The sequence below is a fragment of the Ruminococcus flavefaciens genome, from assembly GCF_900108555.1.
Classification (GTDB): domain Bacteria; phylum Bacillota; class Clostridia; order Oscillospirales; family Ruminococcaceae; genus Ruminococcus; species Ruminococcus flavefaciens_P.
In genome coordinates, this window is the sequence record NZ_FNWV01000001.1 from 609057 (window position 1) to 634301 (window position 25245).

At 42.8% G+C, this 25245-nt stretch carries 22 protein-coding genes and 1 other annotated feature; of the genes, 8 read left to right on the top strand and 14 right to left on the bottom strand.

All coding sequences use genetic code 11. From position 1 onward, the window contains the following. Positions 1-20: 20 nt before the first annotated feature. The 6 genes from BLW60_RS02610 to BLW60_RS02635 all read right to left on the bottom strand — a co-directional run bounded on the left by BLW60_RS02610 (position 21) and on the right by BLW60_RS02635 (position 6920). Positions 21-794 carry an MmcQ/YjbR family DNA-binding protein gene (locus BLW60_RS02610; protein ID WP_074714330.1) on the bottom strand — a complete coding sequence of 258 codons (774 nt, stop codon included), beginning with the start codon at positions 792-794 and terminating at the stop codon, positions 21-23. After that, positions 794-1360, bottom strand: coding sequence for a 3'-5' exonuclease (locus BLW60_RS02615; protein ID WP_175460861.1), 567 nt, complete (start codon positions 1358-1360; stop codon positions 794-796). Before BLW60_RS02615 ends, BLW60_RS02610 begins: the two co-directional genes overlap by 1 nt. A gap of 226 nt (positions 1361-1586) precedes the next feature. Then, positions 1587-2051, bottom strand: a complete 465-nt coding sequence (locus tag BLW60_RS02620) for a VanZ family protein (protein ID WP_081348083.1) — start codon at positions 2049-2051, stop codon at positions 1587-1589. A 106-nt stretch (positions 2052-2157) separates the two neighbouring features. Continuing rightward, positions 2158-3177: a UDP-glucose 4-epimerase GalE gene (galE, locus tag BLW60_RS02625; RefSeq protein WP_074714331.1), complete on the bottom strand. Its 1020-nt coding sequence runs from the start codon at positions 3175-3177 to the stop codon at positions 2158-2160. Positions 3178-3278: 101 nt separating this feature from the next. Next, on the bottom strand, positions 3279-4307 hold the full coding sequence (gene rfbB, locus BLW60_RS02630) for a dTDP-glucose 4,6-dehydratase (protein WP_074714332.1): 1029 nt from the start codon (positions 4305-4307) through the stop codon (positions 3279-3281). 378 nt (positions 4308-4685) lie between these two features. Beyond that, positions 4686-6920, bottom strand: coding sequence for a leucine-rich repeat protein (locus tag BLW60_RS02635; RefSeq protein WP_074714333.1), 2235 nt, complete (start codon positions 6918-6920; stop codon positions 4686-4688). A gap of 288 nt (positions 6921-7208) precedes the next feature. On the opposite strand from BLW60_RS02635, the gene BLW60_RS02640 reads away from it, so the two are divergent. Continuing rightward, positions 7209-7751 (top strand): stage V sporulation T C-terminal domain-containing protein, encoded by a 543-nt coding sequence (locus BLW60_RS02640; protein ID WP_074714334.1) that lies wholly within the window; start codon positions 7209-7211, stop codon positions 7749-7751. Positions 7752-7836: 85 nt separating this feature from the next. Here BLW60_RS02640 and BLW60_RS02645 read toward each other — a convergent pair whose 3' ends face one another. The 5 genes from BLW60_RS02645 to uvrA all read right to left on the bottom strand — a co-directional run bounded on the left by BLW60_RS02645 (position 7837) and on the right by uvrA (position 15819). After that, on the bottom strand, positions 7837-8673 hold the full coding sequence (locus tag BLW60_RS02645; protein ID WP_074714335.1) for a poly(ethylene terephthalate) hydrolase family protein: 837 nt from the start codon (positions 8671-8673) through the stop codon (positions 7837-7839). Positions 8674-8974: 301 nt separating this feature from the next. Beyond that, positions 8975-10375, bottom strand: coding sequence for a sodium-dependent transporter (locus tag BLW60_RS02650; RefSeq protein WP_074714336.1), 1401 nt, complete (start codon positions 10373-10375; stop codon positions 8975-8977). Between the two features lie 433 nt (positions 10376-10808). Further along, complete coding sequence (locus BLW60_RS02655) at positions 10809-11447, bottom strand: potassium channel family protein (RefSeq protein ID WP_074714337.1); 639 nt, start codon at positions 11445-11447, stop codon at positions 10809-10811. A gap of 21 nt (positions 11448-11468) precedes the next feature. After that, positions 11469-12803, bottom strand: a complete 1335-nt coding sequence (locus tag BLW60_RS02660; protein WP_074714338.1) for a TrkH family potassium uptake protein — start codon at positions 12801-12803, stop codon at positions 11469-11471. Between the two features lie 193 nt (positions 12804-12996). Further along, entirely contained in the window at positions 12997-15819 is a 2823-nt protein-coding gene (gene uvrA, locus BLW60_RS02665) for an excinuclease ABC subunit UvrA (protein WP_074714339.1), read from the bottom strand. A gap of 155 nt (positions 15820-15974) precedes the next feature. Here uvrA and BLW60_RS02670 point away from each other — a divergent pair, with 155 nt between their 5' ends. After that, positions 15975-16205, top strand: coding sequence for a rubredoxin (locus BLW60_RS02670; protein ID WP_175460863.1), 231 nt, complete (start codon positions 15975-15977; stop codon positions 16203-16205). Between the two features lie 209 nt (positions 16206-16414). Here BLW60_RS02670 and BLW60_RS02675 read toward each other — a convergent pair whose 3' ends face one another. Continuing rightward, entirely contained in the window at positions 16415-17884 is a 1470-nt protein-coding gene (locus BLW60_RS02675; protein ID WP_074714340.1) for a DUF1846 domain-containing protein, read from the bottom strand. A 222-nt stretch (positions 17885-18106) separates the two neighbouring features. Between BLW60_RS02675 and BLW60_RS02680 the strand changes: the two genes are divergently transcribed. From BLW60_RS02680 to BLW60_RS02705, 6 genes are all read left to right on the top strand, one after another. Continuing rightward, positions 18107-19234, top strand: a complete 1128-nt coding sequence (locus BLW60_RS02680; RefSeq protein WP_074714341.1) for a GGDEF domain-containing protein — start codon at positions 18107-18109, stop codon at positions 19232-19234. Between the two features lie 53 nt (positions 19235-19287). After that, positions 19288-19497: a binding site (T-box leader), on the top strand. Positions 19498-19546: 49 nt separating this feature from the next. Next, positions 19547-20008, top strand: coding sequence for a hypothetical protein (locus BLW60_RS02685; RefSeq protein WP_074714342.1), 462 nt, complete (start codon positions 19547-19549; stop codon positions 20006-20008). A gap of 96 nt (positions 20009-20104) precedes the next feature. Beyond that, a complete protein-coding gene (locus tag BLW60_RS02690) occupies positions 20105-20674 on the top strand; it encodes an ATPase (RefSeq protein WP_074714343.1) in 570 nt (189 codons plus the stop codon). Between the two features lie 27 nt (positions 20675-20701). Then, positions 20702-21580 carry a hypothetical protein gene (locus tag BLW60_RS02695; RefSeq protein ID WP_074714344.1) on the top strand — a complete coding sequence of 293 codons (879 nt, stop codon included), beginning with the start codon at positions 20702-20704 and terminating at the stop codon, positions 21578-21580. A 3-nt stretch (positions 21581-21583) separates the two neighbouring features. Next, positions 21584-22801, top strand: a complete 1218-nt coding sequence (tyrS, locus tag BLW60_RS02700; protein WP_074714345.1) for a tyrosine--tRNA ligase — start codon at positions 21584-21586, stop codon at positions 22799-22801. Positions 22802-22983: 182 nt separating this feature from the next. After that, on the top strand, positions 22984-23544 hold the full coding sequence (locus BLW60_RS02705) for a prepilin-type N-terminal cleavage/methylation domain-containing protein (RefSeq protein ID WP_074714346.1): 561 nt from the start codon (positions 22984-22986) through the stop codon (positions 23542-23544). A 50-nt stretch (positions 23545-23594) separates the two neighbouring features. Here BLW60_RS02705 and BLW60_RS02710 read toward each other — a convergent pair whose 3' ends face one another. Together BLW60_RS02710 and BLW60_RS02715 are read right to left on the bottom strand one after the other, a co-directional pair. Then, positions 23595-24128: a hypothetical protein gene (locus tag BLW60_RS02710; protein WP_074714347.1), complete on the bottom strand. Its 534-nt coding sequence runs from the start codon at positions 24126-24128 to the stop codon at positions 23595-23597. A gap of 104 nt (positions 24129-24232) precedes the next feature. Then, positions 24233-25204 (bottom strand): RING finger protein, encoded by a 972-nt coding sequence (locus BLW60_RS02715; RefSeq protein WP_074714348.1) that lies wholly within the window; start codon positions 25202-25204, stop codon positions 24233-24235. Between the last annotated feature and the right edge of the window lie 41 nt (positions 25205-25245).

Below are 25245 nucleotides of genomic sequence, written 5' to 3' on the forward strand. Positions count from 1 at the left end.
GTTTTACAGCTTTTGCGCTATCATTTGCCGACCTTTTTGCACAGCTCTTTAAGCTGTCGGCTGAGTGCAGGCGGTACTCCTCTCGGACCGCGGACTGCACCTGCTCCAAGCTCTTTCATTGCCGTCAGCGGCATATCGCTTTTATCAAAGCGGCATATAAGCTTCAGCTTCATTGCCTTTCTTATATGATAATCACCGTTATCGTATTTATACGGTATATCCACCTCTATAGCCTCACATTTATACATTATGGCAGATACAGGCGCAGCCATGTACATATAGATGATATCTCCCACTATTATGTTTGATGTCTGCTTCCAGAGTATCATACCGTCACGCTGAAAGTCCTGCTCAACATCGTACATGGAAGGAGATGCAGGTATGAGCCATTCCTTGTTATCAGTCCTGAGCCTTTTGCTGCCGCCGCTTTGCTTTATGAGCTCATAGCTCATATCCAGCAGCGAGAATAACTGCTCCTCGGCAACAGTGCCGTCAAGGAGCACTGTTATCCAGCTTTCCTTCTGCATATGGTAGGCAGGGTGTATGCCCTTCATAGCAAGCAGAGAGCCTGTCATAAGCGGACTGCACTTCACGTTTACGATATCATAGCTGATACCCTTTGTGAGTCCCAGCTTGCTGCCGTCTACGCACATGATTATGCCATACCACTTATCATTTGTCTCACAGCGGAATACTGCGCAGTCGGGAGTCTTTGCCCACAGGTATTCGGGCTTTGTGCCGTAACGCTCATTTGCATACTCAATGAGCCTGTCCTTCATCTTCTTTACCGTCATTATATTGCCTCCTGTCTGCGCATCTCATCGCGCAGGCATATGTAACAGGCATTGCATATCTCGCAGTCTCTTGCAGCTCTGTGCGCACCTGCTATCTCTATGCCGTAATGTGCCGCTACGGTAGTCTGACGGCGGTCGGGCAGAAGTGTAAGGACTTTTCTCGAAAACCTAAGCACATCAACAAAATCATTCTGCAAGTATATGCCATGGCATCTCAGCAGATTGTCATAGAGGAAGTTGATATCGAAATTAACGTTATAACCCATGAGCATATCGCTTCCTGCGAAATTGTAAAAGTCAAGTATGGCTGTTTTTATGTCAGGAGCATTTTCCACCATTGTATCATTTATCCCTGTCATTCCTGTTATGAACTCGGGGATATGCCGCTCGGGCTTCACAAAAGTGCTGAAAACAGCCGATTTTTTTCCGTTTCTGTAGCGGACCGCCGCTATTTCGATTATCTCGCAGGTCTCGGGATCAAGCCCCGTAGTCTCTATATCGACTACGCAGTAATCCTCGGGAAATTCTATACGGCTCTTGCCTTTTCTGCGTTTTATACTGCCCAAGCCAAAGCTCCTTTCACATACAATATCAGAATACATTATATTATAGATTTCCGAAAATGTCAAATCAGCAGTTACATTTGTCACTAATAAAGTGACATTTATCATCTTGATAATTTACTGTTTATGAGCTATAATCAGTATGTCATCTGATTAAGAAATCACACTCCTTATTTGATCAAAAGTTAAACCGCTCCCTGCACACAGGAAGCGGTAACTTTTTTATATCTCATTGATACTCATTTTTTAAAATTCTGTCAGACAAAACAATATATATCAGACAGCCTATACAAGCACCTATGGTATTATGCATTATATCATCGGACTCAAACAAGCCTCTGCCCGTATAATACTGCGTAAACTCGATCATTACCGACACAGCGAAGCCCGACAGAGCAGCTGCCTTGATGCTCTTGAATTTTTCAGACATGATCGGCAGCATAAAGCCAAGGGGAAGAAGCATTATGACATTTCCGCCTATCTGTCCGATCCAGTAGTGATAATCGCCGCTTCTGAACATGGTGCTCAATTCCCATAATGGTCTGAACACATGACGGCGCATACCGGGATCTCTGTCAATAAGCGTGACATTCATAACACAGTACAGATAAATAAGCATTGTAAATGCACACAATCCCTTTATCATAAGCTCAGAATAGCTGAGCTTTTTCAGTTTATCCATTATTTTCGTCATATATCCTCAGCCTTTCCAAGTTTTAATATCCTATACTATAGTATACCACATTTTTGGAAAATATGCAAGTACAAATAAAAAACTCGGGCAATCGCCCGAGTTTTCCTTACTTATTATAGCCGTTAGGATTGTTTTTCTGCCAGTTCCATGAATCACGGCACATATCTTCAAGTGTCTTTTCTGTTTTCCAGCCGAGGATCTTCAGAGCCTTGTCTGCATTTGCATAGCACTCTGCAAGATCTCCTTCTCTTCTCGGACCGTATACGTGATTTACCTTGATATCGTTTACCCTTTCAAAGGTATCAACTATCTCGGTAACGCTGTAAGGAGTACCTGTACCGAGGTTGAATATCTCCATGCACTTGTTGGCAAGGATATAGTCTATAGCCTTTACGTGTCCCTTTGCAAGGTCTACAACATGGATATAGTCACGGGTGCAGGTGCCGTCAGGTGTGGGATAATCATTGCCGAATATAGTAAGGCACTCTCTTCTTCCCACTGCCACCTGCGATACATAAGGCATGAGGTTGTTGGGTATCCCCTGGGGATCCTCGCCTATCATTCCCGACTCATGGGCACCGATAGGATTGAAATAGCGGAGAAGTATAACAGAAAGCTCTTTATCAGCCTTTGCTGCGTCCTCAAATATCTGCTCCATCATTGATTTTGTCCAGCCGTAAGGATTTGTACAAGCTCCGCGGGGCATTGTTTCAAAGTACGGAACGGGATTTGCTTCACCATATACAGTTGCAGATGAACTGAATATGATATTCTTGACGTTAAACTGCTCCATTGTTTCAAGCAATGAAAGAGTCGTGTCAATATTGTTGCGGTAATACATAACAGGCTTCTGTACAGACTCGCCAACAGCTTTAAGTCCTGCAAAATGAATGACTGCGTCTATCCTGTTTTCCTTGAAAACTTCCGAAAGCTTAGCATTGTCCTTGATATCGAGCTCATAGAGCTTTACGGACTTGCCTGTTATTTTTTCAACTCGTCTTATTGATTCTGCCGAGCTGTTTGAAAAATTGTCAGCTACAACTACATCGTAGCCTGCATTTAAAAGTTCAACTGCTGTATGTGAGCCGATATATCCTGCTCCCCCTGCTAATAAGATCGTTGCCATATCTTTGACCTCTTTCCCTTTTTATTATAAATGACCAAAGCTTCAATATACGAAGCCGAAAAACATTATTGAAAAGTATGCTCTGACTTTTTATTTATAGTTCAGACTTCTGCACGATTGCCGTACATCTTCTCATAGTAGTTCTGATACTCGCCAGAAATGATAGTCTCCCACCATTCACGATTTTCGAGATACCACTTTATTGTCTTTTTGATGCCGTCCTCGAATTTTGTCTCAGGAAGCCAGCCAAGCTCATTGTGAATTTTAGTCGGGTCGATCGCGTAGCGCATATCGTGTCCCTTTCTGTCCTCAACGTGTGTGATGAGGCTCTCGGGCTTGCCAAGTTCCTTGCAGATGAGTTTAACGATGTCGATGTTCTTCATCTCGTTGTGACCGCCAACGTTGTATACTTCACCGACCTTGCCTTTGTGGATAATAAGGTCGATAGCACGGCAGTGATCCTCAACATAGAGCCAGTCACGTACATTAAGTCCCTCGCCGTATACTGGGAGCGGCTTGTCTGCAAGTGCATTAGCTATCATAAGCGGGATAAGCTTCTCTGGGAAGTGATATGGTCCATAGTTGTTTGAACAACGTGAAATTGTCACAGGAAGTCCGTATGTACGATTGTACGCCATTACGAGCAGGTCTGCACCAGCCTTTGAGGAGCTGTACGGGCTGCTTGTATGGATAGGTGTTGTCTCTGTGAAGAAAAGGTCAGGTCTGTCAAGTGGAAGATCGCCGTATACTTCATCAGTGGATACCTGATGATAACGCTGTATTCCGTACTTGCGGCAAGCGTCCATGAGAACCTGTGTACCGAGGATATTAGTCTGGAGGAATATCTCAGGATTCTCGATAGAACGGTCAACGTGTGACTCCGCTGCAAAATTTACTACGATATCAGGCTTCTCTTCCTCGAAAAGCTTGTAGATTGCTTCTCTGTCGCATATATCTATCTTTACGAAACGGAAGTTAGGATTCTTCATAACAGGCTCAAGTGTTGAAAGATTGCCTGCATATGTGAGCTTATCAAGGCATACTATCCTGTAGTCAGGGTATGTATCAAGCATATGGAATACGAAATTTGAGCCTATAAATCCGGCTCCACCGGTAACAAATACATTCATTGCTTTATTCTCCTTATAATACATTTTTAAGATCTGCCGCTTGACAAAAATGTCCGCCATATGCAGATCACCATTCTCAAAAAACCTGTCCGCCTTAATCAATGTCAGGGCAATAACCGCCCGACGGCGTATTTAGTACACATTAATTATAACTGCTGACATAAAAAAATGCAAGCACAAAAATTGCTGTTTTTCAAGACCTGATGTATTTTTTGCACTTTCCACAAAAAACTGATATCTCTCCGCTAAAATATCATCACGTATAGTATCAATGCAAGCTTTCCGAGTAAAAATACAGCTTAATGCATATAAAAAGCCTCCTTATGATGTATAAGGAGGCTTTGAGCTGTTATTCAATTACTTAGCTGTCAACTATGACTATTCATCTTTTCTGCGAGTTTTTACAGCTACGGCTGTACCTGTAAATGTCATAAGCGCAGCTGCAAAAACTATAGCTCCGTATGTTTTAGCATAGCCCGTCTGCGGAAGAGTTGATGCAGATGTAGTGGCAGTTGTCTTTTCTGCCGTAGTCGAAGTAGTTTCCGTTGACGAAGTCGTTACCGTTGTTTCTGTTTCGGTGACAGTCGTTGTCACCGGCGGTTCTGTTATATCATCGGGTTTAGGTATCAGAATGCGTAGAGGTTTTATTAAATCTTCATTATAACTTGCCCAATAATAAAGATTTGCTGGAGCTACAAGATCAACATATAATGTTTCATCTTCTAAGAATCCATAATCCTTGACTTCCAGCTGATTAGAAACATCATAACACCATTTTTCAAAAGCATAGTTTACAATTTCAAATACTCTTATATTACTAAGATCAACAACCCCGTTAGTCGGATAATCAATATCGTCTCTAATTGCCCCTTCACTTGAGTATGCTGCAGTATATGTAGTCTCAAATTTTACACTTTGAACGGCGTTTGAACCTCTGAAATGCCCATTCTCATCAAAAATAGGTATATCGAGTTCCCAATGGTATCCTGTTTCAAGAGGAATGTCAGATCCTGGAAGAATAAAAGATATCGTAGTACTTGTATTAGTTGTATTCAAAGTTGTTTCAGTGGTGGTCGTAGTTGTCGTTGTGGTCGTAGTTGTCGTTGTAGTCGTCGTTGTCGTTGTAGTGGTGGTCGTAGTTGTAGTCGATGTAGTTGTAGTTGTACTTGTAGTGGTAGTCACGGCGGTAGTTTCAGGCGGTACATCATCAATAGGCACGAACTTATGTCCCGTTCTCTTTGCCCATTCTTCGACCTTTGATCCGGAATAGCTTATTATGGTAATCCCCGTTAAAAAATCGTCTACTGTAATACGTAAATCAGGATTCAGAATAGTTACTTCTTCGATTGAAGTATTTTCAAAAGCAGGATTATTAAAAAATGTAATGTTTTTCGGCAATACTATTTTCTTTAAGCTTAAACAGCCATAAAAAGTTCCACTGTTTATAGTCCAGCCTGTTGACGGTATATTAATGCTTTCAAGACTTGAACAATAACAAAAATCTCCACCTCCTAATGCAGTCGTATCAGGCAAATCAACTTTTTTCAGATTTGAGCAATAAGCAAATGTAAATCTTTCAAGTTTTTCTATAGAATCAGGAATTGAAACAGAAGTTATATCTTTGTTCTCATAAAACGCATAACCTGCTATCATGGTAACACTCTCAGGAATCTCAACATCTCCCGTACATGTTCTTCCATCAAGCAATATGTCTTTTTCAATTACAAGTGGGTTTTCTTTGCGTCTTTCTTCTAACCAAAGAGTACCTTCAAAATTATAACCTCCTATGTTTTCCAACGAAGATGATAAAGTAATATCTTCCAACTTAGCACATCTCTCAAAGACATCGTCCTCTATATACTTTACAGAGTCTGACATTTTCACCTTAGTCAGTTCTGTACAATCTATAAAAGCAGCACGTTTAATCCTTTCTACCGAATCAGGGATTGTCACTGAAGTAATATCACTTTTCCAAAACGCCGAGTCACCAATTACTCTTACTGTGTCCGGAATTATAACATCTCCTGAGCATTTTCGACCATCTATAAGAATATCATTTACAATAACAGGTTGTTCTTGTTTCTCAAGCCACGGAGTACCTCTAAATGACCAAACGTCAACATCTTTAACCGACGCAGGTATATCTATATTTTCAAGACTTGTACAATTGTCAAAAGCATCCGTCATTTCCGTTAAAGAATCAGGGAGATTTACCTTAGAAAGCTTTGTACAGTTCACAAAACCTTGTGTAATCTTTTTTACACCTTCTCCAATAAAAACTTCCGTAAGCTCAGGATAATCACGAAATCCATTAATAGCTGTAATACCTTCTTTAAAAATGATTTTTTTCACTTTATCCTTATAGATCAGCCATGGGGAAGACTCATTATTCATCACAATAAAATAATTTCTTTTAGCTTCAAAAACAAGTGTTTCTCCATCAAACGACCACATGATACCGTCGTACACTCCCCCTACAGGCTCTGTAAAAGCAGTTTCTTCTGTAACGGCATCTTCAGCACCTGCGGTCATTGCTGTTGTTACAGAAAGCGGCATTGTTACCATTAAACCTGACATTATCAAAGCCATAACTCGTTTAGTCCATTTTTTCATGCATATCACCCTTTCACTCAGAGCATTAATATATTATGATATGATCCATGTAAAAATATGATCTATATCATAATCCAATCATACCTCATACTTAATATTTTGTCAATATCTGCAATATATTGTTTACATATTATATTCTATATGCACAATTTCAGCATTGAAATATAGTAATAATGAGGTAATAATCAGCCATTCTTTTGGCAATATCATCAGGCTCAAATACATCAATGAATAATCTTTCAAACACTGCACAAAATATTCCCACAAACTTTTTTCGGAGGTTTTATTATGAAAGCAACAGGTATCGTAAGAAGAATAGATGATTTAGGCAGAGTCGTCATTCCAAAGGAAATACGGCGCACCATGCGTATACGCGAGGGCGACCCGCTTGAAATATACACAAACAGCGAAGGCGAAGTCATATTCCGCAAGTATTCTGCGGTAAGCGAAATGAGCGAAAATGCAGGATATGTTGCGGATATCATGCATAAGATAGCAGGCTGTCCCGTTATCATATTCGACAAGGATCACGTAGTTGCCACCGCAGGCGTACCGCGAAAGGAATTTGCTGAAAGACGGGTAACAGGTCAGCTTGAAGAGCTTATGGAGAACCGCGGACAATTCTTCTGTCCTGACGGAAGTACAAACAATTTCTTCCCTGCCGAGGGAGTCAGCAGGACTGCCATTGCAGCATTGCCTATCATTACAGCAGGCGATGTTTCGGGAGCTGTGGCATTTCTCACAAGTGAGAAATGCAAAGAAGTAACCGATCTGCAAAAGAGTCTTATAAACGCTTCCGCGCAGTTCCTCGCACGGCAGATAGAAGGATAAAGAAAAACAGCCAACGGTGATATTTTATCACTGTTGGCTGCTTTAGCAGTTTCTTTGCTGTTCATCAGCCTGAAAAGCTCATTTTCTATATGCGTTTTGAAGCAACATTTGACCATGCAGGATCATTAAAAAGCTCTCCGCCGTAACGGAATGCTTGCTTGCTGCCGTTCTTCAGATATGCGTCAAACCACTTTACGGCATACTTACTGTATACAGAAGGATCACTGCACACTGTTGTATGGATACCGCTTCTGACATTAGCATAGACAGCAGGTGCTTTGCAGGCGTTATAGGCAGGCTTGACATACAGCCATGACGGAACTATCAGATCTCTGTCTCCCGTTGCAAAGAACGTGGGAACACTCAGATCAGCAGCACTGGATCTGCTTGAATTTCCTGCGATAGAGAACACACAATCCACACGGTCGTCCAGATTTGCACAGTTAACACTGCTCATTCCGCCCTGAGAATGTCCCATTACGCCGACATGATCTTCGTCGATCTTACCGTAGAATACACTGGCAGGATCATTATCTTCTGCAAGGATAAAGTCGATAGACCCCTTTTGTTCCTGACCGTTTCCTGCAAACAGCTCAGTATTTGCTACAACGATATACCCTTCGGCTGCGACCTGACTGAGAAATTCGTAATACATTGCAGGAGCACACATCGTTCCGTTTGCCCATACGATAACGGGAAGTTCCTGATCGCTCGTCAGCATGGACTCAGGGAACCACATCATGTTGCCCTTGTTTAGTGTTGACATATTTGCTGTACAAACAACACCGTTTTCATCTGTTACATAATACGAACCATACGGTGATTGCTCTGCATTTGCTATTACAGCAGAAGCTGCTGTCGGCACACACATGAACGCAGCCGCAAATACAGCAATAATTCGCTTTTTCAATTCCTTTTTCATGATAAACTATGATACCTGCCTTTCGTTATAAAATATCTATACCGCTTATGAAAGAGAAGCCATGACTGAATCGTTCTTTAAGAAACGAGCCTGCTGCTCCCCTGTCATAAATGATAAGCTATGATCTGTACTGCTTTTATTATCAGCAACGATTTATATAATAATATCATAATCATTGCACAATGTCAATATAATATAGATAAATACACAAATAATTCATAATCAAAACGGAAAGCTGTCATGCTCCGTATGTATTTCAGATATCATGCAAAAAGCTCCCTGAAAAACAGGGAGCTTATCATTATATATCCGTGACAAATGGTGTTAAGAGTATCATAAGCATACAGATCGGGCAGATGCACTTTATCATAACATTGTAGAGTATCTTTGAGCGGAAACGCTTTTCGCCTATCATTACCTCTTCTTCTATGTATTTTGTCTTTACTACATAACCTATGAGTATGCAGGTAAGGAAAGCAAGTACAGGCATCATTATATTGTTTGTGATGAAATCGAAGAAATCGAGTATCTGCATTCCGAAGATCTTTATTTCAGACCATGCGCTGTAGCCCAGTACCGAGAGCATACCGAGTATGAATGTAACAAAGATTACTATGACGCAGCTCTTTGTACGGCTGAAACCGAATTTCTCCATAACAACTGCTGTAACTGTCTCCATAAGTGATATAGATGAGGTAAGTGCGGCAAGAGTTACAAGTATGAAAAATGCTGCACCGATGAATTGTCCCGCAGGCATTGCTGCGAATACCTTTGGAAGCGTGTTGAACATAAGTCCCGGACCTGCATTGAGTGAAGTCCTGTCGCCGCCCGAGAAGATAAACACCGCAGGAACGATTATCATACCTGCAAGTACAGCGACAACAGTGTCGAATATCTCTATCTGACGCACAGAGCTTTCAAGCGAGTCCTCTTTTCGCATATAAGAGCCGTATGTGACCATGATACCCATTGCTATTGACATTGAGTAGAAAAGCTGTCCGCAGGCTGCCGCTATAGTCTGTAAGAATTTTGCAGGTGTGAAGCCATTAATATCGGGAAGCAGATAATACTTGAGACCTTCGCCTGCACCGTCAAGAGTAAGGGTGTAAACCGCTATACCTACGATAAGCAGGAGCAGCACAGGCATGAGGAACTTGCTTACCTTTTCGATGCCCTTTTCAACTCCGAGGAATACCGCAACAGATGTGAGCAGCAGGAATACTATGAAGAATACCGTGGGCTGTGTGAAATGGCTTATAAAGTTGCTGAAGAACGGGACGCTCTCTCCCGATGCCGTTATGTATTCGGCTGTTGAAGCCTCTTCGCCGCCGCCTGTAATGAATACAGACATATATTTCAGTACCCAGCCGCCTATAACGCAGTAATACGGCAGGATAAGCGCAGGTATCACAGCTGCAAGAAGTCCCAGAGGTGAGAAACGCTTGTCCACAGCCTTGTACGCGCCGATAACGCTTTTGCCTGTTCTTCTGCCGATAGCTATTTCGGTTAGCATGAGTGCAAAGCCGAAGGTTATGGCAAATACGATATACACAAGCAGAAATACTCCGCCGCCGTATTTAGCGGCAAGATACGGGAAACGCCAGATGTTTCCGAGTCCGACTGCCGAACCTGCCGCAGCAAGTATAAATCCTATCCTTGAACCGAAACCGCCTCTTTCGGAAGCCTTTTCATTGTTTTTCATAAGCATTGTCCTTTCAGTATCATTTAATAATGCAATTATATTATATCATCTTAATGCAGGGAGATCAATTAAGTAAGCTGAATAAAAGGGCTGTAATATAAGTGCTGTGCTTATACAGAAGTTTTACGTGAGCCATTGAGGAAAAACCTTTTGAAAAAGGGTTCTTCCTCAAACTCCTTTCCTAAAACTTTCGTTTTTGTTTTTTCCTTTATAGGGCGCGACCTGAATACTTGCAGGTCTTTTTTTCTCGTACGCGCCCTATAAAGGAAAAAAACAGATAAAAGTCTTTGGAAGGGGGTACGGGGGTGACTCCCCGCAGTGCGGGGAGATGTCACGCAGTGACAGAGGGGCGCGCCTCCGTCAGAGGAACCTTTCCTCAGAAAGGTTTCCCCCGATAATTCCATGTAAAGTTTCTATATGAGTATAACACTTATCAGAACGCCTTTTGGATATCCTTTATATTGCCGAGAAGAAGCATTGCATCTTCTGTATCCAGCAGCATATCAGGCATAGGCAGCACCAGCTGGTCTTTTTTCCTTACTGCGATCACGTTCAGATTGTGCTTCTTGCGTATATCCAGCTCGGCTATGGTCTTATTATTCCATATCTTTGGTACGCGGACTTCATAAATATTCAGGTCACGGTCAAGCTGGAACACATCGAGGATATCATCGGAAGCTTCCTTGGTCGCAAGTCTGACGGCAGTCTGTTTCTCGGGATATACCGTTTCGTCAGCTCCGTTGCGAAGCAGGAATTTCTCCTGTACATCGTTCTGAGCACGGGAAATGACCTTTTTAGCTCCTAAGTCTTTCAGCAAAGCTGTAGTTTCAAGTGAGTCCTGAAAGCTGTCGCTTATAGTGACGATACATACGTCAAAATCAGGTATACCGAGAGAACGCATAAACTCCGCATTGGTGCTGTCGCCTATCTGAGCATTTGTAACTAAAGGCAGTATCGCGTTTATACGCTCTTCTTCGCTGTCAACTGCCATTATCTCACATCTGAGCTGTGACATACGGTCTGCTATATGTATTCCGAACTGACCTGCGCCGATTATTAAAACTGATTTCATAATTTTACTCCTTTGTATCCATTATCCTACTGTGACTTTTTCCTGTGGAAGTCTCGAGACTTCGTTATTTGATGCGAATGCAGCATATATCAGTGTAAGACCGCCGACTCTTCCCGCAAACATAAGTATCATAAGAATAATATGTGACGGCAGAGAAAGCGAGGTCGTTATGCCAAGAGTTACTCCCGCAGTTCCCAGTGCAGAACCTGTTTCAAACAAACAGCTCATAAGGGGCAGTGACTCTATAAGACTTACCGCAATACCTGTCGAGAGGAAGAGTGTGGTATACATGAACAGTATAGCTCCTGCTGTACGTATTATATCCTCGGAAACACGCCTGTTAAAGCACTCTACATCGTTCTTTCGCTTGAATACGCTTAATGCGGCAAGGAACAGTACGGCTACCGTAGAGGTCTTCATACCTCCTGCCGTTGAACCCGAACAGCCGCCTATAAGCATAAGTACGGTCATAAGCATGGCACAAGGTTCACGCATCTGTGAAAGGTCGGCTGTGTTGAAGCCTGCCGTTCGTGCAGTTACTGACTGGAAAAACGAATGGAGCACACGCTCCTTGAAAGACTCAGCCGAATACTCTGCAAAGAAGAAAAATACAGCAGGCAGAAGTATGAGCAGTCCCGATGTTACAAGAACTATCTTTGTCTGTAAACGGTACTTATTGAAATGACAGCGGTGCTGAATTATATCGTCCCATGTAAGGAAGCCGATACCGCCTGTTATTATAAGAAGCATGACGACGATATTCACATATATATTGCCCCCGTATGAGGTCAGTGACGAGAAAGGCTCTCTGACTCCCATAAGGTCAAATCCTGCATTGCAGAACGCCGATACCGAATGAAACAGCGAATACCAGATGCCTTTTACAGCTCCGAAATCACGGCAGAATACGGGATATAGCAGTACCGCGCCTGTAAGCTCGAAGAGTGCAGTCATTTTCAGAATGAATTTTGTGAGACTGAGGATACCGCCCACCTGCGGTGCTGAAATAGAGTCCTGCATCATACCGCGGAAGCCAAGCCCTATCTTCCTGCCCGAAAGCCTTGTTATCATCAGACCTATGGTAATAACTCCCATGCCGCCTATCTGAATAAGTGCAAGTATCACAGCCTGACCGAATAAAGACCAGTGAGTTGCCGTATCCTTAACTATCAGACCTGTAACGCATGAAGCAGAAACTGCTGTGAACAGCGTGTCCTTAAAAGGGGTGACACTGCGGCTTTGTGATGATATGGGGAGCATGAGCAGAAGAGCTCCCGTAAGTATGAGTATAATAAATCCAACGCTTATTACTCTGAATGAATTGTGATTGTTTTTCTTTTTCTTATCCTTTTTCATATGGTATCTCCGAATGATGAGCGAATAATATTCAATGTGTTATCAAACAACTCATATATTATAACACACAACGATAGATTATGCAATCCTGATATGCAAAAACAATACATTCCCACTCGGCTATTTTGCCACTAATGTCACCCGTGGTATAAAACAAAAAGTATTCCCTCCATAGCAGAGAGAATACTCCTTTTTATTTGAGATAGCTTTTAAGGTACTGTCCTGTATAGGACTTATCGCACTTTGCGACTTCCTCGGGCGTTCCCTGTGCAACGATCATTCCGCCGCCGTCACCGCCCTCAGGTCCCAGGTCGATGATATGGTCAGCTACCTTTATGACGTTAAGGTTATGCTCGATAACAAGCACGGTATTTCCCTGATCTGTCAGCTTTTGCAGTACATCTATGAGCTTGTGGACATCGGCTGTGTGAAGTCCAGTAGTAGGCTCGTCAAGGATATAGATAGTATTGCCTGTAGAACGTTTTGAAAGCTCCGTTGACAGCTTTACACGCTGAGCCTCACCGCCCGAAAGAGTAGTAGCAGGCTGACCTATTTTAATATAGCCAAGTCCAACTTCCTGCAAGGTTTTCAGCTTCCTTGCTATCTTCGGGATATGCTCGAAGAATTCCACACCCTCGTCAACGGTCATTTCAAGTACATCGTATATCGACTTTCCCTTGTAATGCACATCAAGAGTCTCGCGGTTGTACCTCTTCCCCTTGCAGACCTCGCATGGTACATAGATATCGGGCAGGAAGTGCATCTCTATCTTGATTATGCCGTCGCCCTCGCAGGCTTCGCAGCGTCCGCCTTTTACATTGAATGAGAAACGTCCGCTTGTGTAGCCATGAGCCTTAGCATCGGGAGTTTTTGCAAAAAGCTCACGGATATCGCCGAATACTCCCGTATATGTTGCAGGATTTGAACGGGGAGTCCTGCCTATTGGCGACTGGTCGATGCATATGACCTTGTCGAGGTTCTCGATGCCGTCCATTTCCTTGAATAAGCCGCACTTTGTCTTTGCACGGTTCAGCTTTGCGGCAAGATGCTTGTATATTATCTCGTTTACAAGCGAGGATTTTCCAGAACCCGAAACGCCTGTTACGCAGACAAGCTCGCCGAGAGGTATCTGCACATCGACATTGCGGAGATTATGCTCGGAAGCTCCCTTTACCGTAAGGAATTTGCCGTTTCCGCTCCTGCGCTTCTTCGGCACTTCTATTTTCTTTTTGCCGCTGAGGTACTGTCCTGTAATGGAGTTTTTGCATTTCAGCAGCTTGTCCACAGTTCCTGCAAATACCACTTCTCCGCCGTGTATGCCTGCTCCGGGACCGATATCAACGATATAGTCCGCAGACAGCATGGTATCGTCATCATGCTCTACTACGATAAGGGTATTGCCTAAGTCGCGCAGCCTTTTCAAAGTTGCGATGAGCTTGTCGTTATCGCGCTGATGCAGTCCGATACTGGGTTCATCGAGGATATAGAGCACTCCAACAAGTGACGAGCCAATCTGTGTTGCAAGTCTTATACGCTGGCTCTCACCGCCCGACAGAGTACCCGAAGAACGGGAAAGTGTAAGGTATTCAAGTCCTACGCTGCCGAGGAAGCCGAGACGCTCCTTTATTTCCTTGATTATGCGCTCGCCTACATAGCTGTCATGCTCGGAAAGCTTCAGCTCGTTGAAGAATTTTAGTCCGTCCTTTACCGAAAGATCGGTAAGCTCACTGATATTTTTTTCGCCAACTGTAACTGCAAGATATTCGTCCCGAAGTCTCTTTCCCTTGCAGACAGGACAGCTCACCTCGCTCATGTACTCCTCTATCTCATTCTTTGACCATTCACTGGAAGTCTCCTTGTATCGGCGTTCAAGGTTATTGATAACGCCCTCGAAGGGTGAGCGGTAGCTTCCGCCGCCAAGTGAGTTGGGACGTTTCAGCTCCAGAGTCTCGTCGCCTGTACCGTACAGGAAAAGGTCAAGCTGTTCCTTTTTAAGCTCCTTTACTGGAACATCAAGAGGTACACCGTACTGCTTCGATATAGCGCGGTAATACATCATTGAGATAGAAGTCTCGTCAAGACTGTTCCAGCCCGAAGCGTTTATAGCTCCGTCCTCGATAGAAAGCTCTTTATTAGGTACAACAAGATCGGGATCAATATGTCTGAAAACTCCAAGTCCCGTACACTTTGGGCAAGCTCCCACGGGATTATTGAACGAGAACATAACGGGTTCGAGCTCGCCTATGCTTATATTATGCTCGGGGCAGGCGTAGTTCTGGGAGAAAAGTATCTCCTCGCCGCCGATAACATCAGCAATTGCAAGTCCGCCTGTGAGACTGAATATAGTTTCAAGGCTGTCGGCGATACGGGACTCTATCCCCTCTTTTATAACTATACGGTCAACGATTATCTCGATATTGTGCTTCTTGTTCTTGTCCAGCTTTATCTCTTCCGTGAGCTCGTACATTATGCCGTCAACGCGGACACGGACAAATCCCGATTTTCTCGCGCTTTCAAGCTCCTTCGCGTACTGTCCCTTCCTGTTCCTTACAATAGGAGCAAGAAGCTGGAGCTTAGTGCCTACAGGAAGTGCCATAAGGGTATCAACTATCTGATCAACGGTCTGCTGTGTTATGACTCTGCCGCAGACAGGACAATGCGGAACGCCTATCCTTGCGTAGAGAAGTCGGAGATAGTCGTATATCTCGGTAACAGTTCCCACTGTTGAACGTGGATTTTTCGATGTTGTTTTCTGGTCTATGGAGATAGCGGGAGAAAGTCCCTCGATGCTGTCAACATCGGGCTTTTCCATTTGTCCGAGGAACATTCTTGCGTATGATGAAAGGCTCTCGACGTAGCGGCGCTGACCGTCGGCGTAGATAGTATCAAAGGCAAGGGAGGATTTTCCCGAGCCTGAAAGTCCCGTCATAACGATAAGACGGTCGCGCGGCAGTTCAAGGTCTATATTTTTAAGATTATTGGCTCTTGCGCCTTTAATTATAATTTTATCGGTCATATGGTACTCCTCAAAATACTACAGATGTTTTCATTTGCGTACAAGTAGTATTATAACACACTTATTATAAAAAATAAAGATATCGAACATATTTTCTTCTTTTAACATAAATATTTTTATTTCCCACCTTGATTTGTTCATAATATAACTATATAATGAAAAGTAACAATAACAAAGGGATATTAAAAGAGCTCCATGAGGAGCATATCATTGACAAAGGAGGTGTAGATGTGGTATACGTATGTGACGCTTGCGGCTGGGAATACGATGAAGAGAAGGGCTCTCCCGAAAACGGTATAGCTCCCGGCACAAAGTTTGAAGATCTTCCCGATGATTTTGAATGTCCTCTCTGCGGAGTAAGCAAAGAGATGTTCTCTGAACAATAAAAATAAGCTCCCGGAGAGGTGTCCCCTCTGCCTAAATCGCGGCATAAAATTACCGAGCCAATACTTTCAGGCTCGGTAATTCACTTTTTCCGCTAAGAGAAGCTGACCAATACGGGAGCTTTTAACTTATAACCCCATTTCAATTTCGGAACGCCGAGGGCGGCGTTCCCTACAAAAAAAGAAGCGATCATAAGATCGCTTCTTTTTTATTATGATTCGTATTTAGGTTCGCAGGTAAGGTTGATACCAAGTCTCTTGAAGATACGCTCGTCAACTGCCGAAAGGATAACAGTTGAATGTACCTCACAGCCGCGGAGCTTTGATATCTGCTCCATAGCCTTCTTGGCGTTTTCATCTGTATTTGCGCAGATAGAAAGTGCTATAAGAGTTTCATCGGTATGCATTCTCGGGTTGTTGTTGCCGAGGTGATTTACCTTTAATGCCATGATAGGCTCAATTACGTTAGGAGACATAAGGAGTATATCATCATCTATCTTAGCAAAATGCTTCAGTGCATTTATGAGAAGTGCTGATACTGCACCGAGAAGATTTGAAGTGCGGCCTGTAAGTATAGTACCGTCGGGAAGCTCCATTGCTGCCGCAGGTCCTTCTGTTTCCTTTTCCTTTTCAAGAGCTGCCAAAACAACTTTTCTGTCCTCAACAGTTACGCTTGCCTGCTTCATAAGGAGTTCAAGCTTCATTACCTCGTCATTTGAGATGAGTCCCTTACGGTAGTCACACATACCTGTATAATAGCGGCGAACTATCTCCTGCTTTGCAGCTTCGCTGACAGCTTCATCGTCAACGATACAGTTTCCAGCCATATTAACGCCCATATCCGTAGGTGATTTGTATGGAGATTCGCCGAGGATAGTTTCAAACATTGCATTGAGCACGGGGAATATCTCCACATCACGGTTGTAGTTTACGGTGGTCTTGCCGTAAGCTTCAAGGTGGAAAGGATCTATCATATTAACATCGTTAAGGTCTGCTGTTGCAGCCTCATAAGCGATATTTACAGGGTGACGGAGAGGAAGGTTCCATATTGGGAAAGTCTCGAACTTTGCATATCCTGCATTTACACCTCTCTTGTGCTCATGGTAGAGCTGTGAAAGACAGGTAGCCATTTTACCGCTTCCCGGTCCGGGAGCTGTTATAACGACGAGTTTGCGGCTCGTTACGATATAATCATTTTTGCCGTATCCCTCATCACTGATGATATACCGGAGATTTGAAGGATAGCCCTTGATGCTGTAATGGTGGTATACCTTTATGCCGAGGGCTTCAAGTCTCTTCTGAAAAGCGTCTGCTGTAGGCTGACCATCATAACGGGTAAGGACAACACTGCTCACATAAAGTCCGATCTTTGTGAAAACATTGAAAAGACGGATAACATCTACATCGTATGTTATACCGAGGTCGCCTCTGACCTTGTTCTTTTCGATATCGTCAGAGTTTATGACGATAACTATCTCTGCATCTTCTTTAAGCTGAAGAAGCATCTGTAACTTACTGTCGGGCTTAAATCCAGGAAGTACTCTCGAAGCATGGAAATCATCGAAAAGCTTGCCTCCGAATTCAAGATAGAGCTTATCACCAAACTGTGATATTCGCTGTCTGATGTGTTCAGACTGTGTTTTGAGGTATTTTTCGTTATCAAATCCGATTTTAAAACTCATTTACTTATTCCTCCCGTTAAAATATCATAACTTATTATATATCAAACCTTTTCAAATTTCAAGTACCAAACCGAAAAAAACTAAAATCAGTAACAATTCATGGTAAAATCATTGCAAATCCAAACATTTTAGGCATATTTTGTAAATTTTTAGTTAAAAGCTTGCCTGCATATATATAATGTGTTATAATAAGTATGGTCTTCTATGGGGAAGGAGGATTCTATGAATCTACAAGCTATCACAGTAACTAACTTGATAGGTGTAACGATACTCTTCGTACTTCTTATCAGCAGTTATCTCGTTCGTCAGCGCAAACAGCTGAGTGACAGAGTTTTTTCTGCTATGATAGGTATTACAATAGCAGCTTGTTTAGGCGAAACTGTTGCCTTCTGGGTAGACGGCAAGACTTTTACAGGTGCAACTGCCATTACTTCCGTCACAAATACAGTTCTTTACGCCATGAATATATCTCTTTCATTCATGTGGTGTGTTTACGTTGATCTAAGGCTATATAAACAGAAAAGCCGATTAAAAAAATACTATACTCGTCTTGCAATACCATCGGTATTACTTATTCTCGCACTTATCCCTAACCTCAAATGGGGTTATCTTTTCACAATTGATGAAAACAACGTATATCATCGTCAGCCACTGGGATATATCTACTTTTTCAGCGTTTTCCTTTATCTCGGTCTCAGCGTAGCCGTAAGGTACAGATACTACAAGGGTTCGCAGAAAGCCAGATTTTTCCCGATATGGATGTTTATAACTCCCATAATAATAGGTTCGACGACACAGCTCCTGTTCTACGGCATATCCCTTGTATGGTGTTCCATAGCGATAGCTCTCGCAGGAACATATATGAGTTTACAGAACGAGCTTTCCTACATTGATCCTCTTACACAGCTTTACAACCGTAATTATCTCGACCATATCCTGTCCGATATATCGTGCAGAGGTGCTCAGGTTGGCGGTATAATGATAGATATCGACTTCTTCAAGAGCATAAATGATATGTACGGTCATTCAACAGGAGATAAGGCTCTTATCAATGCCGCAGAGATAATACGCAGCGCAAAGCCGTCAAAGAGCGTAGCCGTTCGTTTTGCAGGTGATGAATTCATCATCATATCCGAAGCTGACAGCGAATTTGATCTGCTCAATATCGAAAAGAGCATCAGAAATCAGCTAAGCAAATTCAATTCCGAGGACAGAAGCGATTATCAGCTGTCTTTCTCAATAGGAAAAAGCCTTTTCAGCGGTACAGACACTATCGACAAGTTCCTCAACGAAATGGACGATAATATGTACACGGAGAAAAGGAAGAAGCATTGCCGCTCAACTGCCTGAAAATCTTGCTTCGGGCTCTTGACAAGCTAAAAAAGATGTGGTATGATAAACAGGTAAATACTGTGAACGAATAAAACCTGTACAGTGCCCGATACAGAGAGTTCCCGTTCGGTGCAAGGGAATGACGGCGTACAGAGACTTACATTCGGGAGTTGCCGCATTGAAGCTTTTCAGTAGGTGCGGACGGGCAGCCCGTTACAGCTTCTCGAGTTCCGTATATACGGAAAAATCGGGGTGGTACCGCGAGTAACTTCGCCCCCGGACAGTTTATGCTGTTCGGGGGCTTTTATTTTTCGGAGAGGAGTGAACGCCATGAAAAAAGCAATCGGATATCTCAGCCTTTCGCTGGCTGTATTCCTCGTTTCGCTTTTATTTATGTATATCGGCTTCATGAGCCCTGCAAAAAACGGCGCTGACTCCCCTTTTATACGCATGACTGTGTGCACTGTGCTGTGTTTTTGCTTCACATCGCTGTTCACAAGGTATATCCACCCGTTTTCGGGGCTTGCAGGTCTTGACAGTGCAAATCTCAACCTGGGATTTACCATAGCCATACTCCTTGCAGTATTCGTGGAATTCGTCACATTCGGCAATACTACCGTTGAGCCCTACTTGGACACACTTGTGCAGAAGAACACAGGCAGCTTCGGCGAAAACTTCTACGGATACATTAAATATATATTTATGGGCGATCAGCTCCTTGTGGCAGTCCGTACCTTCATACACTCCGCTTTCCTCGGTCTGCTGAAAGCCATAATGAAACACGCGGACTGAGCAATGTACGCGAAAGGTCGTGATATACATGAAAACGCCCGACGTTTTCATTGCTTATGCATATAACACTGTAAACTTATTCAAAGGCGGTGAAATATGAAAACATATACCATAATCGGAGGAGTCAACGGTGTTGGCAAAAGCAGCTTTACAGGCGTTCTCGTCCGTAAGACCGATGATCTCGGCTTAATAATCGACACCGACAAGCTAAATGCTGAATTTGACGGAGACCGAATCGAAGGCGGCAAAAAAGCAATAAAACTTATGGAAGAATGTCTTGAAAAGGGGCTAAGCTTTACACAGGAGACTACTCTTTCGGAAGTCAGGACACTGAAAACCATTCGCCGCGCTATAGAACTTGATTATCACATAAAACTGTATTATATAGGCGTAAACAGCTGCGAAGAAAGCCTGCTGAGAATAGCAAACCGAGTACGCAAGGGCGGTCACGATATCCCTGCTGAGGACGTACACCGCAGATACGAAAAGCGTTTCAACGACCTTGCTGCTGTGCTGCCATATTGCAGTGAAGCTGAATTCTGGGATAACGAAAACGGATTCGTCAATGTGGGCGAATACAAAAACGGTAATCTCGTAATATATGGCAATGAGCCGCCTGAATGGCTCTTAAAGCTGAAAACCATGCTCGAAGAAAAAGAAATTTGATTATTTTATTCTTTACGGTAATTGCTTATGAAAAAACGGAAAAAGGAAATCGGACTTCTTATACTGCTTTTCAGCAGTATATCTGCGTTATTATTTTTTATAGCTGTTTTAATGGAACGATATAACGAATTATGGTTTACATTCACACCTCTTTTGATGATACCGTTTTTTCTGCTGATAAATATTGCAGAAGAAAAACTGGCTGATAAAAAATCTGAAAGCAAAGCTTTAAAAAGTGCTTCCGAACCTGAATCCGTTATAAGGCAGCAGATTCTTGAAAACTATGAAAAAAACGCTTTTCGTGAAATCACCGGCGAAAATATGAAATCTGATTTAAAAACTATAAGTCGATGGAAATTCGCTCCGAGATGGCTTTTTATGTCTTTTTCAGTGCTGATATTCATTCCGTTTGCATTATGGATATATAAAGATGACCATGATTTTATATCAGAAATTCTACTTATTTTTACAAGTGGAATCGCTATTTTATGCTTTGTAATGGCAATAATTCATTTCAGCGGTTTTTATGTGAAACTGTTTATAAAACGGGCTGACGAAAAACTTCCTATGATAGAGCGTTCTTATATGGGAGGCAACATGATCTGCACCAAAGAATGTGATTTTAACATTGGAATAGATTACTGTGTATACATCAATATGTCTGAAACAGGTTATTTCAGCATTTCTGATATATACAATGCCGTACTTACAAGAAAGCGCACAAAAAAATATGACCGTTACAGTTTTTACGGCGGTGAAAAAAACGAGTTATATGTGTGTATTTCTTTAAAGAACCAAAAGCATACATATGATATTCACGGGAACGAATTACAGCTCGAATATCTCTGTGACGAACTCATGCGCCGCGGAGTTAAAATAATAAAAAATAATTTAAAGGAGAAATAAATAATGACTACTTTTGAAGAACTCAAGCGCAGAGGACTCCTTGCGCAGCTCACTGACGAAAAGGAAATAGAGGAGCTTGTCAACGCAGGCAAGGCTACTTTCTATATTGGCTTCGACCCAACAGCCGATTCACTCCACGTTGGTCACTTCATGGCACTCTGCCTTATGAAGCGTCTCCAGATGGCAGGCAATAAGCCTATCGTGCTCATCGGCGGCGGTACAGCTATGATCGGTGATCCCTCGGGCAAGACCGATATGCGTAAGATGATGACTCCAGAGACTATCCAGCACAACGTTGACTGCTTCAAGAAGCAGATGAGCCGCTTTATCGACTTCTCTGAGGATAAGGCTATCGTTGTCAACAACGCTGACTGGCTCATGAACCTCAACTACATCGAAGTACTCCGCGAGGTTGGCGCACATTTCAGCGTAAACCGTATGCTCACAGCAGAGTGCTACAAGCAGAGACTTGAGCGCGGACTCTCTTTCCTCGAATTCAACTACATGATAATGCAGAGCTACGACTTCTACCAGCTCTTCCAGAAATACGGCTGCAATATGCAGTTCGGCGGCGATGACCAGTGGAGCAATATGCTTGGCGGTACAGAGCTTATCCGCCGTAAGCTGGGCAAGGACGCTTACGCTATGACTATCACTCTTCTCCTCAACTCAGAGGGCAAGAAGATGGGCAAGACCGAAAAGGGCGCAGTATGGCTCGATCCCGAAAAGACTTCTCCTTACGACTTCTTCCAGTACTGGAGAAATGTTGACGACGCTGACGTTATCAAGTGCCTCAAAATGCTCACATTCGTTCCTGTAGAGCAGATCGAGGAAATGGAAAAGACTATGGAAGGCGCACAGTTCAACGCTGCTAAGGAGCTTCTCGCTTACGAGCTCACAAAGCTTGTCCACGGTGAAGAAGAAGCTGAAAAGGCAAAGGCTGCTGCAAAGGCTCTCTTCGGCGGAAGCGGTTCAAACGAGAATATGCCTGTTGCAGAGATAGACTCCGCTGACCTTACAGACGGTGCTATCGGACTTCTCAGTCTCCTTGTAAAGTCTGAGCTTGCTCCTTCTATCTCCGAAGCAAGACGTCTCGTTCAGCAGGGCGGCATCACAGTCAACGATGTGAAGAAAACTGATCCTAAGGAAATGATAAAGCTTGAAGGCGAAGTTATTGTCCGCAAAGGCAAGAAAGCTTTCAAGAAAGTTATAGCAAAATAATTACATAAATCCCCTATAATTGATTAAACGATACAGCATAAAATAATACTGGTTGTATTATTAAAAATCAGCTATACACCATCAAAAAATTTTTTTGAACTATCTATTGACAAGTTCAAAAAAACATCGTATAATAAGAAAAAATCATCATTATTTTGCGTTATAAGTTAGGGGGAATTTATATGGCAAAATTTAAAAGACATGGTTTTACACTTATTGAACTTATCGTTGTCATTGCGATAATTGCTGTTTTGGCTGCAATTCTTGTACCCTCTGTAATGGGCTACGTAAGAAAATCAAAACGTACAGCGGATATTTCAAGTGCTAAAACGATATTTGATGCCGTAATGACTGTAATTGCTGATGATGAAGATGCTACACTATCCTACACTAAGAACAATACTTCTGCTCAAAAAACTGTAAAATACAACGGAACAACAAAGACATATACGCTCTATACAGTATGCACGAAAGACGGTGCTGCCAATGCAGGCGGCAATCATTCACTCTGGAGCGGCGGAAGTACCGATGCTCAATTATTCCAGGACTCACTCAATTCATTGACCGGTGAGGGAAAAACACCTATAAAATACACAATGTCTCAGGCAGGAAAGCCGCTCAACCGCTGGTTTGTCTGCTATCGTGACGGAGATCCGCTGAACACCGAGATATGGGTGGGCGACGGATCATCAAACACACCAATGTACAGGCTGTGGCCTGATACAGATGCCGACTACAACTAAGCAAAAATAATGATGTAAGCCCTGTGTACATAAGTACACAGGGCTTTTTTTCAACTGTAATTATAAAAAGTCATAAACGCTGATGAACTGTATCCGCAGTCTGCAAAGCGTTTTTCAGCGTCTTCGGCAGATATAGCACTTCTTATAGTAGCTGAGGTCTTGGCGTAGACCTTTCTTTCATCTTCTGTCATTTCGGCTTTATTTTTATTCAGAACGAGCATATTGTAATTTGTTTTCAGGTCTACCATTCCGTCAGCCACCAGATATTCTTCAAGCTGCGACTTCAGATAGTAGTAATCCACATCTCCGCTTTTGCAGATAAATACTATCTGAGACGGCGTATACGAATTACAGCCTGCATAGCTTCCGCCGTTATAGTCCATTACCTTTTTCTTGCCCCTGAAAACCTTTACTCTTGTATTGTTTTCGGGATAATTGGTCTGCTCACAGTAGTTTATGAGATAATCCTCACCAACTCCGTTCACTACCTGATAAGTATATGTAGGGTAGTCCTGAACAGCGCAGCCAAAGAAAAAGATACATAAAAAAGGCAGAAAAACAAAATATGCTTTTTTCAGCCTCAAAACATATCCCCCCAGTTATGTAATATGCATACACGGATATGCATATATCGTTATTTCAAGCATACAGCCGTATGAAAAGCTTTTAAGCTCGGTCTGCTCATTTGCTACATAAGACATAATGTGCTGAAATCCTTTATAGTAGTTGCCATTTCAAATCCGTAGTATAATGCAGCAAGAACTATAAAGCCTATGCCGTATTTTATTGCTGTGATTATGAGCATATTCATAGGTTTGATGCCGCCTTCAGCCTTTATGGAAGAAGCAGGTCTGCCGCCGGTCTTATGTTTTTTCAGCGAATTCATGGCAAACCTGAAATACAGCCAGTTGGCAAACAAACAGAATAAAGCTCTTACGCCAATATCCGCCACGAGGCATATATCGCTCACAGCCTGTATCATGCTTTTGTTGTTCGAGATAAAGCTTGCGAGGCTGTCGGGAAATTCCTCGATATACAGAAGAAGATCTGCGGGAAGATTTAGAAGTACTCCCAGTACAGCAGCCAGTATAGCCCAGCCCCACATCTTTCTGTTTGCAAAATACAGTGTCGGGAATATCAGACTGAAAAAGTTGAACGAAGGCTTTGTACCGTCGTCCTTCATACGCTTGAATTTTGGAAGATAGTATATGGTGCTCGGTCCGACGAAATCCGTGACCTCCTGCATAGATGCACCGCCCATATCCTCATCGGGATCAAGCCCGAGATACTTTATGGGATCAAGAAACGCTTCCTGATCTGCCGAAAAAGCAGCCTGTATATTATCATCGACCTTCTCAGGTTCATTCTCATTCATTGAAACGATAGAAATATCATTTATTTCCGCACCGCATCGCTGACAGTTATTGTCAGTTACCCTGTTGGGGAAATTGCAGACGGGACACACTTTGTAAAGCGGCTTTTTCTGTACCGTTCTTTCCCATTTTCTGCCAGTAGAATGATATTCTTCATTGGCACATCTGCTCTCAGCAGTATAACAGCTTCTATGGTGAGGCGTACCACATTCAGGACAAACAACTATATCGTCATCATCTGTGAAGATTTCTCCGCAAACGGGACATTTTTCGCCTTTGTAATCCATATTCTGCCTCCTTTGCAAATACATACAATTAACTATTTTAT

What these genes read in the sequence shown, in the direction of transcription:
- BLW60_RS02610 (WP_074714330.1), bottom strand. Translation starts at nt 794, where the DNA reads ATGACGGTAAAGAAGATGAAGGACAGGCTCATTGAGTATGCAAATGAG.
- BLW60_RS02620 (WP_081348083.1), bottom strand. Translation starts at nt 2,051, where the DNA reads ATGACGAAAATAATGGATAAACTGAAAAAGCTCAGCTATTCTGAGCTT.
- galE (WP_074714331.1), bottom strand. Translation starts at nt 3,177, where the DNA reads ATGGCAACGATCTTATTAGCAGGGGGAGCAGGATATATCGGCTCACAT.
- rfbB (WP_074714332.1), bottom strand. Translation starts at nt 4,307, where the DNA reads ATGAATGTATTTGTTACCGGTGGAGCCGGATTTATAGGCTCAAATTTC.
- BLW60_RS02635 (WP_074714333.1), bottom strand. Translation starts at nt 6,920, where the DNA reads ATGAAAAAATGGACTAAACGAGTTATGGCTTTGATAATGTCAGGTTTA.
- BLW60_RS02640 (WP_074714334.1), top strand. Translation starts at nt 7,209, where the DNA reads ATGAAAGCAACAGGTATCGTAAGAAGAATAGATGATTTAGGCAGAGTC.
- BLW60_RS02645 (WP_074714335.1), bottom strand. Translation starts at nt 8,673, where the DNA reads ATGAAAAAGGAATTGAAAAAGCGAATTATTGCTGTATTTGCGGCTGCG.
- BLW60_RS02650 (WP_074714336.1), bottom strand. Translation starts at nt 10,375, where the DNA reads ATGAAAAACAATGAAAAGGCTTCCGAAAGAGGCGGTTTCGGTTCAAGG.
- BLW60_RS02655 (WP_074714337.1), bottom strand. Translation starts at nt 11,447, where the DNA reads ATGAAATCAGTTTTAATAATCGGCGCAGGTCAGTTCGGAATACATATA.
- BLW60_RS02660 (WP_074714338.1), bottom strand. Translation starts at nt 12,803, where the DNA reads ATGAAAAAGGATAAGAAAAAGAAAAACAATCACAATTCATTCAGAGTA.
- uvrA (WP_074714339.1), bottom strand. Translation starts at nt 15,819, where the DNA reads ATGACCGATAAAATTATAATTAAAGGCGCAAGAGCCAATAATCTTAAA.
- BLW60_RS02670 (WP_175460863.1), top strand. Translation starts at nt 15,975, where the DNA reads ATGAAAAGTAACAATAACAAAGGGATATTAAAAGAGCTCCATGAGGAG.
- BLW60_RS02675 (WP_074714340.1), bottom strand. Translation starts at nt 17,884, where the DNA reads ATGAGTTTTAAAATCGGATTTGATAACGAAAAATACCTCAAAACACAG.
- BLW60_RS02680 (WP_074714341.1), top strand. Translation starts at nt 18,107, where the DNA reads ATGAATCTACAAGCTATCACAGTAACTAACTTGATAGGTGTAACGATA.
- BLW60_RS02685 (WP_074714342.1), top strand. Translation starts at nt 19,547, where the DNA reads ATGAAAAAAGCAATCGGATATCTCAGCCTTTCGCTGGCTGTATTCCTC.
- BLW60_RS02690 (WP_074714343.1), top strand. Translation starts at nt 20,105, where the DNA reads ATGAAAACATATACCATAATCGGAGGAGTCAACGGTGTTGGCAAAAGC.
- BLW60_RS02695 (WP_074714344.1), top strand. Translation starts at nt 20,702, where the DNA reads ATGAAAAAACGGAAAAAGGAAATCGGACTTCTTATACTGCTTTTCAGC.
- tyrS (WP_074714345.1), top strand. Translation starts at nt 21,584, where the DNA reads ATGACTACTTTTGAAGAACTCAAGCGCAGAGGACTCCTTGCGCAGCTC.
- BLW60_RS02705 (WP_074714346.1), top strand. Translation starts at nt 22,984, where the DNA reads ATGGCAAAATTTAAAAGACATGGTTTTACACTTATTGAACTTATCGTT.
- BLW60_RS02715 (WP_074714348.1), bottom strand. Translation starts at nt 25,204, where the DNA reads ATGGATTACAAAGGCGAAAAATGTCCCGTTTGCGGAGAAATCTTCACA.